This is a genomic window from Pseudomonas graminis (assembly GCF_900111735.1).
Lineage (GTDB): Bacteria > Pseudomonadota > Gammaproteobacteria > Pseudomonadales > Pseudomonadaceae > Aquipseudomonas > Aquipseudomonas graminis.
In genome coordinates this window covers 1-11,851 of the sequence record NZ_FOHW01000030.1, presented here as the reverse complement: position 1 = coordinate 11,851, position 11,851 = coordinate 1, and the positions used below count along the sequence as shown (strand labels likewise).

Here is an 11,851-nt window from a genome sequence, read left to right as displayed (position 1 = left end):
GGGTAATTTCCGCTATTCAGCCCCTCGCCACGGAACCGTTCAGGCAACCGTGCCACACAGCATAAACCTCTCAGGATGACCTCCCATGCCGCCTGCCTCCCGCCCGTATTCGGGCGCTCTGCGTATCGTTCGACCGATGCGCATCGCTTCACTGACCGTCGCGATCTTGTGTGCCGGTTGCCAGTCTTACGGCCCGCCCGAGGCAAGCACCGAACGCACGCCGCGGCTGGTCGCGGGCCTTAATCGCAGCGTTGAGGCGGTGGCGTATTCGCGGCCGGCGCAACCCTACGACGGCAGTGATATCTGGCAGCGCATGGGACAGGATTTCCGTCTGGCCGACGACAACGGCGTCAATGAACGCATCGTGCGCCAGCGCAACTGGCTTCTCGGTAATGCAGGGTTCATCCGCAATGCCAGCCAGCGGGCCAGCCCGTATTTGCACTTCATCGTCGAAACCCTCGATCAACGCGCAATGCCGGCAGAGCTGGCCTTGTTGCCGATCATCGAAAGCGCCTACAACCCTAAAGCCAATTCGATCCGCGACGCGGCCGGGCTGTGGCAGTTCATGGCGGCCACCGGGCGTGACTTCGACCTGCGCCAGACCGCCTGGTACGACGGCCGTCGGGACGTGGTGGCCTCCAGCAAAGCGGCGATGGATTACCTGACGCGTCTGCACAGCCAGTTCGGCGGCGACTGGTTGCTGGCGATGGCGGCCTATAACGCGGGAGAGGGCACAGTAAGCCGGGCCATCGACGCGAATCAGCGGCGAGGGCTGCCGACCGATTACTGGCACCTGAGCCTGCCAAAGGAAACCCAGGATTACGTGCCGCGCCTGCTGGCGCTGTCGTTGCTGGTGCGCGAGCCCGAGACCTATGGCGTAAAGCTGAGCCCGGTGGCCAACGCGCCGTATTTCACGGTGCTGGAGCTGGCGCGGCCGGTGGATCTGGAGCGCCTTGCCGTCACTGCCGGCATTGATCGCTCGGTGCTGTTGAATCTCAACCCGGCATTTCTGCGCAAGAAAACCGCCGACGGACCCTCTCGCCTGCTGGTGCCTCGCGACCAGTTCGAGCAGCTTTCCGCCACCGTGGACAAAATGACCGACGACGTCATGCACGGTAACGAGGCACTGGCGGTCAGTACTGCCACGGCGTCAGCGGGCATCGTGCGTCCCTGACACCACGCTTGACCCCTTGAGTTGTCCGCCTCAGGCCCTTTTTTGGCAGCAACAGGCTCGCCGTGTGTCGATTCGGATACCATTCTGCACGCCTGGTTTGCACGCCCCATGGGCCCGAGCCAGCCGGGTGAGACCTGTCCGCACAATCAATTAACGAAAATTTCACCAAACTTTTCCAGCGTTGTGTAAAAGCGCTGATACATCGTGGCCAGTCGCCGCCGAAGACACAATTAGAAACATCCGCTGTGACAGGTGGATGAGTGCTTCGGCTCGGTGAGCAGTGCCTGATAACTCATCTTCGGCGACAACGATTAGTTGGATCCTATTATGGAATCAGCATTGATGCGCAAACCTTTGCCGTGGGTTTAATCGTCCAGATCAGAACGCGCGATATGCCCGACCCGCTAAACTCAAGGGGTCTGGACCTATACGCGGGAGTACAGTAAATCATGTTCGGAAAACCGAGTTAAAACGGTCGGATTTCCGAACGTAGTTAAACTAGTGGCGCTCGAAACTAACAAGACACAGGCAAGTGATTGAGTAACTTCAACAGTGTATGTCGCGTTATATAAGTTATCGGAAGCTGTGCTGCATAAGTCTGGCGAGTAAGTTAGTTCTCGTTAGTAGTGGGCAGGGGCGGATGTTTAATAGACGGCGGCCCATCGCGCACGATCAAGTTCAACCAGGTCTGGAAGTGCACTAATAAGCGAGCTGAATTGTCAACCGCCGCGCGACGGTCAGGAAGACCCGGCAGAGGGAGACGGAATGCACCATGGCAGAGCATAACCTGATGATTGTTAAGCTATTGTGATGCATGCACGAAGCAGTTCGGGCCTTTTGGCGACCCGGGTAAGTCAGCGTCCAGTCGGGGGCAAGGGATAATTTTAAATAGTCGTTTGAATGTTTTGCGAATAATTAGTTGTCGTCGTCAATAAAGTCAAAGTGATATCACTGAATCGTCGTGAAGTAGCCCTCACGTCGTCGGGGAACTAAATTTAATTATTGCTGCCTTTGTAATGCGTGGTATTAATAAATCGCTTGCTCCCACTACGAGAGGTATCGATGAAAGAAGAAATCGATGTGAGCGACTGTTCGTGTCAGCCTGAAAATGTGGCGCTGGATATCCAGCAAATAGCATTGAATACCGCAAACCTGAGTATGGATCTGCTGCTGTGCGGGGAGACAGGAACAGGCAAAGATACACTGGCCAAACGTATTCATGACTTGTCCGGGCGGACAGGTTCTTTCATTGGCATGAACTGCGCGGCGATTCCGGAATCCCTGGCGGAAAGTCAGCTGTTCGGGGTGGTCAACGGCGCTTATACCGGCGTCAGCCGATCCCGTGAGGGGTACATCGAGGCGGCCTGTGGTGGCACGCTGTATCTGGACGAAATCGACAGCATGCCGTTGAGCCTGCAGGCTAAGCTGCTGCGGATTCTGGAAACCCGGGGCATCGAGCGACTGGGTTCGACCGATTTCATACCGGTGGATCTTCGGGTCATCGCCTCGGCGCAGCGCCCTCTGGATGAACTCGTGGAACAAGGGCTTTTTCGTCGCGATCTGTTTTTCCGGCTCAATGTGCTGACCATTCAAATGCCAGCCTTGCGCAAGCGTCGCGAACAGATCCTGCCATTGTTCGACCAGTTCACCCAGCAAGTCGCCGCCGATTTTGGCTGCCCGGTCGCGGAGCTGGACAATCGTCTGGTGCAGTTGCTCCTCAGCCATTCATGGCCTGGCAACATTCGCGAGTTGAAGTCTGCGGCCAAACGATTTGTGCTGGGGTTCCCGCTGCTGGGCGGTGATGCGCCTGCGGACCGTGATCTGGAAACCGGCCTGAAGACCCAACTGCGGGTCATCGAAAGAATGCTCATCGAGGACGCACTCAAGCGTCACAAACACAGCCTGGAAGCGGTAGTGCAGGAGCTCGAAATTCCCCGGCGCACCTTGTATCACCGGATGAAAGAGCTGGGGATGAATGATGCGGATGAAGCGGTCCTGATTTAGAGGGATCGGCTTTAGCCGGGAAGGCGTCAGGCGTTACACCACACATCTGGTGACGCTCACACTGGCCTCTTCCCGGCTAAAGCCGGTCCCACTCACTTCGCAGCCAATCTCGCGCAGCCAATGTCGCGTAACCCTGAACTACCAGAGGTCGTGGATGAGTGTGTACGAGTTATTCGATGAGCAACTGGAGGACGACCACCAGGTGCCGAACCTGCGCGTGGTTGCCCGCAGTCTCGGTCATTTGGGGATCGACCTGCTGCTGTCGGGCGAGACCGGCACTGGCAAGGACACCGTCGCCAGCCGGATCCACGCGCTGTCCGGGCGCAAGGGCCGGCTGGTCGCGATGAACTGCGCGGCCATTCCGGAATCCCTGGCCGAGAGCGAACTGTTCGGCGTGGTCAGCGGCGCCTACACCGGTGCGGATCGGGCGCGGGTCGGCTACATCGAAGCCGCTCAGGGCGGCACGTTGTACCTCGACGAGATCGACAGCATGCCCCTGAGCCTGCAAGCCAAACTCCTGCGGGTGCTGGAAACACGTTCGGTCGAGCGGCTCGGCTCGACATCGCCGATTGCCCTGGACGTCTGCGTCATCGCCTCGGCCCAGCGCTCCCTTGACGAGATGGTCGAGCAGGGGCGCTTTCGCCGGGACCTGTATTTCCGCTTGAACGTCTTGACCGTGACCCTGGCGCCCTTGCGCGAGCAGAGGGCACGCATCCTGCCGCTGTTCGCGCGTTTTGCTGAGGCGGCGGCGCAGGAATCGGGTATTCCGGTGCCCGAGACCACTGGCGTGCTGCGCCACGTCCTGCTCAACCACGACTGGCCCGGCAATATTCGCGAACTGAAATCAGCGGCCAAGCGTCACGTGATGGGTTTTCCGCTGCTGGGCGGAGAGGCCAGCGAAGAGGGCGAATCATCAGGCCTGAAATCGCAGTTGCGGGTCATCGAAAAAGCGCTGATTCAAGCCGCGCTCAAGCGCCACAACAACAGCGTCGATGCCGTGAGTCAGGAGCTCGAAATCCCCCGTCGGACGCTCTACCACCGCATGAAAGAACTTGACGTCTGACCTCCGTTAATCCCGCTTTCTCTGGCGACACACCCTGCGTTCAAACGGCCAGATCCGCAGCGTCCCCGCCTGCTACGAACTTTATTGAGCGACATGGGAACCGATCCTGAGGTCCGGGCCACCCATTGGCACCAAGCACTTTCGCTGGTGATGACTCAGGAGTGTTCGACATGCCAAATCCAATAGCAATGGTCGGTGGCCTCGCCAACAGCTTTATCACTGGCGCCGGGCAGGTGACCCAGCAGGGCGCCAACGCTGTGACCAAAGTCCAGCAGGAAAACCAGATCACCGAGTCCGCCGCCCCTTCCAAGGCCGAAGCGGCACAGAACGCCGCCACCGAAAAGGCCGATGCAAGCCAGGCGCGCCTGATTGCCATGCAGACCGAAGCCGACATCCGCAAGCAGACCAACGACGTCCTCAGCGCTATCCGCTCCGGCAAGGAAGACAGCGCCAACAAGGCGATCAGTGCCGAGGCGCAGAACGCCAAGGGCATCAGCTACTGATCGGTCCGAGCGCCCCCTGAAAAGGGGGGCATCCACCTAAGGATGGAGGTTTCATGCTAAGTCTCAATGCCAATACCAGTCCGCTGCAAAACCTGCACATCGGCACCGTGGCTTCCCAGCCGACGTCAGGCGGCGACAAGACCTCGCAGTCGCTCAAGGACGTCATCGATCAGCTCGCTCAGGCGCTGACCAAAGGCGGGCACCTGGACAAGGAATCGCCGCTGGGCCAGATGGTCGGCAAGCAGATGCAGAAGAACAACCCGTTGGCGTCCCTGGCCGGCGGCAGCCCGGACATGATCAAGGCCGCGCTGGGCGACCTGATCAAAGACAAGCTGGGCGACAACTTTGGTGCTGCCGCCGATGCTGGTCAGGCGGGTGCCGGCGCACCGGACTTGATGTCGCAGACCCTCAACGGGCTGGCCAAGGCGTCCCTGGATGATCTGCTGACCAAGACGGACAAGGGCACGACCTTCTCCAAAGACGACATGCCGCTGCTGGAAAAAATCGCCGAATTCATGGACCAGCGCACGGCCCAGGATCCGGTCAGATTCCCGGCACCGGACTCGGGCTCCTGGAAGAACGAACTCACGGCTGAGGGCGACAACTTCCTCGACGGCAAAGAGACCGCTGACTTCCGTTCTGCGCTCGACTCTCTGGGTGGTCAACTCGGCCAGCAACAAAGCGGCCTCAGTGATGCCGGCAGCGGATCGCCACTGGGTAACCCGGTCGGCAGCCTTTCTCCCTCCGACCCATCGGGCGGCGCTGCGCAGACTCCGAACAGCGTGAATCAAGACCTCGGCCAACTGCTGGGCGATCTGCTGCAGAAGGGCGTCAATGCCAGCGTCGGCGGCGGCCTCGGCACGCCGATGAACGACGCGTCTCAGTCGGGCGGTGCCGGTAATAGCGTGACCCAGGACCTGGGGCAACTGCTCAGCGGCCTGATCAAAAAAGGCCTGGAAGCTGAACAGAACGGTGCCGGCGTCAATGGCGCAGGCGGGCAAAACCCGTTCGCCCAACACGATCAGCAAAACATGCTGGCCCAGGCTGCTTCCGCCCTTGTCTCGGCATTGGTGGGCGGCGGCAACACCAGCAATAGCCTGTCCTGAACCCAGCTGCGCCCCTCGACACCGTCTGCCGGAGAACCCCCGTGACCCTTTCCAATGTCAACCAACTCAAATCGCCGTCCACCGATCTTGAGCCGCGCCTGGATCAGGGATTGGTCAGCGGGCCTTCGCAGGCGGACGTCGATCTGTTCAACGCCGCCATGCGCCCTGAACTGTCGACGCAGCAAAGTCATTTGTCCGAACAGATCGCCAGCGCGCTGTCGGACCGTCTTGGCGCCACCGACAAGCTGTCGCAGCAAGCGGCGCGCAAGATGAAACGGGCGTCCACCACCGACGACCCGCTGGAAATTTCCCAGATGAGCCGGTCGCTGTCGCAGTATTCGCTGCAGATGGCGCTGACCACCAAAGTCGTCAGCAAGAGCGCCCAGGCCCTCGATAAACTGACCAACCTGCAGTAGAGGCATGCCGTGAAATACCTGACTGCGGGACTGATCTGCCTGATGCTGCTGCTCAGCGGTTGCAGCGATGACACGGACCTGTTCACCGGGATGTCCGAGCAGGATTCCAATGACGTGATCGCCAGCCTCGCCGACCAGCACATTGATGCGCGCAAGCGCAGCGAGAAGACCGGCGTGGTCATCAGCGTGCCGACCGCCGAGATCAATCGCGCGGTGCGGATCCTCGATGCCGCTGGCCTGCCCCATCGATCGCGCACCAGCCTGGGTGAAATCTTCAAGAAGGAAGGGGTGATTTCCACGCCGCTGGAAGAGCGCGCGCGGTACATCTACGCCTTGTCCCAGGAGCTGGAGGCGACGCTGTCGCAGATCGACGGGGTGATCGTCGCCCGCGTGCATGTCGTGCTGCCCGAGCGCATCGCGCCGGGCGAACCGGTGCAGCCAGCGTCGGCGGCGGTGTTCATCAAACACACTGCGGCCCTCGACCCCGACAGCGTGCGCGGGCGAATTCAGCAAATGGTCGCCAGCAGCATTCCCGGCATGTCCGGCGAGCCCCTGGATTCGAAGAAATTCGCCATCGTGTTCGTGCCGGCGGCGGAGTTTCAGGACACCGAACGGCTGGTGAATTTCGGGCCGTTCCTGATCGACAGCGCCAACCTCGGCTTCTGGAATCGCATGCTGTGGCTCGCGCCGTTTGCCGCGCTGCTGTTGATTGCGTTGATCGTCCTGGTGCTGCGTGGCGACTGGCGTGACGCGCTGTTGCAACGGATCGGCCTGCGCCGGGGTGCACGGACGAGCATGCCGGTGCGGGCGTAATGCTCAGCGCCGAGGAGCACTGGATTCGCTGGTGGTGCGCGCCCTGGGAATGGGCCCATGCCGACTGGATCGACGTGTTCGCCGACCATTGCGGCATGACCCGCGAGGACTGCACCGAATTGCTCGGCACTCGCCACGACGTGTTTCTGCACAGCGTCGGCGTGGTCCCGAGCCAGCCGCCGCCCGTTGAATCGCTGATGCAATGGCTGCAACTGGATGACACCCAGCAGCAACGGGCGTTGTCCCTGGCGGGCCGAATCTGTTTCGGCCAAGGCGGGCAGGCGAGTGCTGACGATGCCGGGCAGGTGCATGAGCCCTGGTGCCGCGCGGTGGCCAAGGCGTTGCGGCCCGGGTTGTGGCTGGACCCTTCGGTGAGCGATGCGCGCGTTTTGCTGGCGGCCTGGGCGGGCGAGCCTTGCTGGTCGCGGCTGCGCCTGTCCTGGGCGCCAGATGTGTTGCCGCAGGCGTGCGCCAAGCTCCCCGAGAACAAGCTGCAAACCCTGTGGCAATCGGTGTTATGGCGGGTGTCGACGCCTTGATGATTGCGGTTACCTCATTGTCCTTCAGGAGCTGAACATGCTCGCCAAGCGTCGTCTCGTGTTGTCTTCATCCGCTGTGCTGGTCACCGACATCCTGCGTCGCGAAGACCTGGCCGGTACCGTACTCGCCGCCGAAGTGCTGGACAACGCCCGCGCTGAAGCCGAACAGATGCTTGCCGCTGCCCACGCCCAGGCGCAGCACGAAAAGGATCAGGCGCTGGCGCACTTCTGGAACAGCGCCAACGGTTTTCTTGAGCAACTGGAGCAGCAGCGCCTGGCCTTGGTCGAGGAATCCATGGAGGCTGTGGAAACGTTGCTCAACGAGGCCCTTGCCGAGTTGCTCGACCAGACCACGCTCGCTGAACGCAGCCGCGCACTGATGCGGCATCTCGCTGCCGGGCAGACCGCCGAAACCACCGCCGTGCTCAGCGCCCATCCCGACCTGCTCGACAGCCTCGGCGAGTGGTTGTCGGCCAGCCGTTTTGCCGGCCACTGGCAGCTCAAGGCTGACCCGGCGCTGGCGCCGCAGACCCTGCGCCTGAGCGATGCCAACGGCGCGTTCGACATCGACTGGGACAGCCTGCGACGCGGGCTCGCGGGGTCTTCGGCGCAATAATGAGGTTTTCTTGACCCGGATGTGACGGTTGATGGAACCGGAGCGGCCGCAGGTTCCACTCAGGGGTTGAATCCCTCAGTTGGAGCCACCGGCATGATCAGTTTCAAATCCCTGCAAAACCACCTCGATCACTCCTATTCCCGCGCCCAGGACGACATGCAGGACGCCGCCGAAACCGCCTCGGAAAGCGGCACCATGGAAGACTTCCAGGCGTTCAGCGATGCCTCGCAGCAGACCAACGTCGCCAACATGATTCTCAACGAAGGGCTGCGCGCCAAACACGGCATCACCAAAGCGATCATCGATGGAATTCAGTGAATTCAGCGCGATCCTTGCTCAGTGGTGCGAGCGACGTCCGCTCGTGCCGCTGGACTGCTGGATCGACGATGCCAACGCGCGACTCGCCGTCTCGGGCAACGGCATTCGCCTGAGCCTCGATGTGCTTGATCCCTACGACGGCAGCGACCCGCAGCGCCTCGACGCGGTACTCGCCCAGGGCGGTGCCGGCGTGGCCTGTGCCTGCGAGGGCGGACTCGCCATCGACCCCGACACCCGCTGTGTGGTGTTGGTCAGTTGGGTCGCCGACCCCTGCAATCCCACGCAACTGCTCGAACGTCTGGAGCGCCTGGCCAATCAGCGCGCCGCGATGCTCAGCCTCATGCAAACCTCGATTCGCAGCGCGACCGCTTCGTCGTCCCGCTCGACCCTCAAAACCTGGCAACCGGGAGTGTGAAATGCGCAAGGCCTTAATGTGGTTGCCTTTGCTGATGATCGGCATCGGCATCGGTGCGCCGGCGCTGGCCGCGGTGCCTGACGCCTGGAAACACACCGCCTACGCCTACGACGCGCGGCAGACCGAACTGGCGACTGCCCTGGCAGACTTCGCCAAGGAGTTCGGCATCGGCCTGGACATGCCGGCGATGCCGGGCACGCTGGATGGGCGCATTCGTGCACAGAACCCGCAGGAATTCCTCGACCGGCTCGGTCAGGAGCACCACTTCCAGTGGTTCGTCTACAACGAAACCCTGTACATCAGCCCGACCAGCGAGCAGACCTCGGCGCGCATCGAAGTGTCGCCGGAAGCGGTCGATGACCTGCAGCAGGCGCTGTCCGATGTCGGCCTGCTGGACAAGCGCTTCGGTTGGGGTGCATTGCCCGACGAAGGGGTGGTGCTGGTGCGCGGTCCGGCCAAGTACGTCGACTTCGTGCGCAGTTACAGCAAGAAGGTCGAGGCACCGGAAAAAGCCGAGAAGCAGGACGTCGTGGTCCTGCCGCTGAAGTACGCCAACGCCGCTGACCGCACCATTCGCTATCGCGATCAACAGCTCACCGTCGCCGGTGTCGCGAGCATTCTTCAGGAGCTGCTGGAAAGCCGCTCCCGTGGCGAATCCATCAACGGTGTCAACCTGCTGCAAGGGCAGGGTGGTGCTGCCGGGTCTGGAGGCGGCACCACGTCGTCGGGCCTGAATTATGGCGGCATGCAAGGTCAGGGCTTCGACACCGGCGCCATCGAACAGGGGCTGGACCGGGTGCTGGGTTCCCGTGGCAAACGCGGCGGGTCCTCCAGTGAAGAGAAGGGCCGTTCGAAGATCCGCGTCAGCGCCGACGTGCGCAATAACTCGGTGCTGATCTACGACCTGCCCAAGCGTCGGGCGATGTACGAGAAGCTGGTCAAGCAACTGGACACGCCGCGTAACCTGATCGAGATCGATGCGGTGATTCTCGACATCGACCGCAACGAGCTGGCGCAGCTGTCCAGCCGCTGGAATTTCAAGGGCGGCAGCGTGAGCGGCGGCGCCAACCTGTTCGAGCAGGGCACCAGCACCACGCTGTTTATCCAGGACGCCGGCAAATTTTCGGCCGACCTGCATGCCCTCGAAGGCAACGGCGCGGCGTCGGTGATCGGCAACCCGTCGATCCTGACCCTGGAAAACCAGCCGGCGGTGATCGACTTCAGCCGCACTGAATACCTCACCGCCACTTCCGAGCGGGTTGCGGACATCGTGCCCATCACGGCGGGCACCAGCTTGCAGGTGATTCCGCGCTCTCTGGACCAGAACGGCAAGTCCCAGGTCCAGCTTATCGTCGATATCGAGGACGGCCAGATCGACACCTCGCAAATCAACGAAGACCAGCCGTCTGTGCGCAAGGGCAACGTCAGCACCCAGGCGGTGATCGCCGAGCACGGCTCGCTGGTGATCGGCGGATTCCATGGGCTGGAAACCACCGACAAGGTCAACAAAATCCCGCTGCTGGGCGACATTCCGGTGATCGGCAAGCTGCTGTTCCAGTCCCGCAGCCGCAAGCTGAACCAGCGTGAGCGTCTGTTCATCCTCACGCCTCGGCTGATCGGCGATCAGATCAACCCGGCGCGCTACGTGCAGAACGGCAACCCCCACGACGTCGATGACCAGATGAAGCGCATCAAGGAGCGTCGCGACGGTGGCGAACAACCGACCCGTAGCGATGTGCAGAACGCCTTCACCCAGTTGCTCGACGGCGTCACCCCGGTGGGCTTCAACAGCGGCGAGACTTTGCCGTTCGAAGCCGACAGCCTGTGTGATCCGGGTACCGGGCTGACCATGGATCGCCAGCGTTCGCAGTGGTTTACCCGCAAGGATTGGGGGGTCGCGGTGGTCGTGGCGCGCAACACCACCAGCAAACCGGTGCGCATCGACGAAAGCCGCTGCGGCGGTCGCTGGGTGATGGGCGTCAGCGCCTGGCCCCACGCGTGGCTGCAGCCGGGGGCAGAGAGTGAAATCTACATCGCCCTGCGCCAGCCGCAGGTGTCGAGCAAGGCCAAACAGAACCGACCTTCGCTGCTCAAGGGGGCTACACGATGAACCTGCGCGGTTTGCTTTTGCTGTTTCTGGTCACCGCCACGTTGGCGGGGTGTGCCACCCACGGTTGTTCGGGTTATTCGTGCAAACGGCCGGATTCCAATGACCGGGAGCTGGTGATCTGGTGGCCGCCGGACATGCGTCAGGGGATTGATGAGCGTGACCATGAGCAGGATTTTACTGTGGTGCCATTGAAGGACTGAGCATGATTCGGGTATCGGAAAAATCAGCGTTTTATGCCCATGTCGCCGCCGAGCGTGCGGCGATCTGGCCGGTGGCTGCGGGCGTGGCGTTTGTCAGTCGACGTGAGCACCGGGACTGGGGCATTGCGCTGCATATCGAGGGCCGCGCCTTGCGCCCGGAGCAGTTGCGCGATGCGTTGGAGCGGCGTTTTTCCCAGGCGGAGTTGTTTAACGATTTCTTTCTGTTTTTGGATGTGCAGCGGGATTTTGTGGTTTGGCATGCGGTGCCGGATGCGCAGGGGGCGGCGGTGAGTCTGGACAGTATTCGTCGGCAGGAGCTGGAGTTGGCGGGGTTGGGGCATCTCAGCGATGCTTTGCAGTAATTCAAGATCCTTAAGATCAAGGGCGTCTGCCTGGGGGCAGACTGTTTCGCCTTCGGCGACTTACTTTTGAAAAGCACCAAAAGTAAGCAAAAGTGCCTGCTCCTGATTTGGCCCGACTTCGTCGGGTTCCCTCACTCCGACGACGCTCCGTGGGCCCGCGCCGAACGGACATCCATGTCCTGACGGCGCTCTCGCCGCATCCATGCGGCTCG

General features: G+C 61.7%; 13 protein-coding genes and 1 pseudogene. All 14 read left to right on the top strand.

What is annotated here, in order from left to right:
* Positions 1–85: 85 nt before the first annotated feature.
* A pseudogene (locus BMY98_RS19775) lies at positions 86–1,171 on the top strand (transglycosylase SLT domain-containing protein); the annotation flags it as partial.
* Between the two features lie 1,065 nt (positions 1,172–2,236).
* A complete protein-coding gene (locus BMY98_RS19770; protein ID WP_083398838.1) occupies positions 2,237–3,178 on the top strand; it encodes a sigma 54-interacting transcriptional regulator in 942 nt (313 codons plus the stop codon).
* A 154-nt stretch (positions 3,179–3,332) separates the two neighbouring features.
* Complete coding sequence (locus BMY98_RS19765) at positions 3,333–4,241, top strand: sigma 54-interacting transcriptional regulator (protein WP_074891958.1); 909 nt, start codon at positions 3,333–3,335, stop codon at positions 4,239–4,241.
* Positions 4,242–4,411: 170 nt separating this feature from the next.
* On the top strand, positions 4,412–4,744 hold the full coding sequence (locus BMY98_RS19760) for a type III secretion system major pilin HrpA (protein WP_074891956.1): 333 nt from the start codon (positions 4,412–4,414) through the stop codon (positions 4,742–4,744).
* 53 nt (positions 4,745–4,797) lie between these two features.
* Positions 4,798–5,850 carry a hypothetical protein gene (locus tag BMY98_RS19755; protein ID WP_074891954.1) on the top strand — a complete coding sequence of 351 codons (1,053 nt, stop codon included), beginning with the start codon at positions 4,798–4,800 and terminating at the stop codon, positions 5,848–5,850.
* Between the two features lie 41 nt (positions 5,851–5,891).
* Positions 5,892–6,266, top strand: a complete 375-nt coding sequence (gene sctI / locus BMY98_RS19750) for a type III secretion system inner rod subunit SctI (protein WP_074891952.1) — start codon at positions 5,892–5,894, stop codon at positions 6,264–6,266.
* Between the two features lie 9 nt (positions 6,267–6,275).
* A complete protein-coding gene (sctJ, locus tag BMY98_RS19745) occupies positions 6,276–7,079 on the top strand; it encodes a type III secretion system inner membrane ring lipoprotein SctJ (RefSeq protein WP_074891950.1) in 804 nt (267 codons plus the stop codon).
* Entirely contained in the window at positions 7,079–7,618 is a 540-nt protein-coding gene (locus tag BMY98_RS19740; protein ID WP_074891949.1) for a type III secretion protein, read from the top strand. Before sctJ ends, BMY98_RS19740 begins: the two co-directional genes overlap by 1 nt.
* 37 nt (positions 7,619–7,655) lie before the next feature.
* Complete coding sequence (sctL, locus tag BMY98_RS19735) at positions 7,656–8,234, top strand: type III secretion system stator protein SctL (RefSeq protein ID WP_074891947.1); 579 nt, start codon at positions 7,656–7,658, stop codon at positions 8,232–8,234.
* Between the two features lie 93 nt (positions 8,235–8,327).
* Positions 8,328–8,552 carry a type III secretion protein gene (locus BMY98_RS19730; protein WP_065989219.1) on the top strand — a complete coding sequence of 75 codons (225 nt, stop codon included), beginning with the start codon at positions 8,328–8,330 and terminating at the stop codon, positions 8,550–8,552.
* Complete coding sequence (locus BMY98_RS19725; RefSeq protein ID WP_074891945.1) at positions 8,539–8,967, top strand: type III secretion protein; 429 nt, start codon at positions 8,539–8,541, stop codon at positions 8,965–8,967. Before BMY98_RS19730 ends, BMY98_RS19725 begins: the two co-directional genes overlap by 14 nt.
* A 1-nt stretch (position 8,968) precedes the next feature.
* Entirely contained in the window at positions 8,969–11,077 is a 2,109-nt protein-coding gene (gene sctC, locus BMY98_RS19720; protein ID WP_074891943.1) for a type III secretion system outer membrane ring subunit SctC, read from the top strand.
* Positions 11,074–11,277: an HrpT family type III secretion system protein gene (gene hrpT / locus BMY98_RS19715; protein WP_074891941.1), complete on the top strand. Its 204-nt coding sequence runs from the start codon at positions 11,074–11,076 to the stop codon at positions 11,275–11,277. The genes sctC and hrpT overlap by 4 nt, the downstream gene beginning before the upstream one ends.
* 2 nt (positions 11,278–11,279) lie before the next feature.
* The gene (locus tag BMY98_RS19710; RefSeq protein ID WP_074891939.1) at positions 11,280–11,639 is read left to right on the top strand and encodes a type III secretion protein HrpV; all 360 of its coding nucleotides are present in this window, start codon (positions 11,280–11,282) and stop codon (positions 11,637–11,639) included.
* The last annotated feature ends 212 nt before the right edge of the window (positions 11,640–11,851 follow it).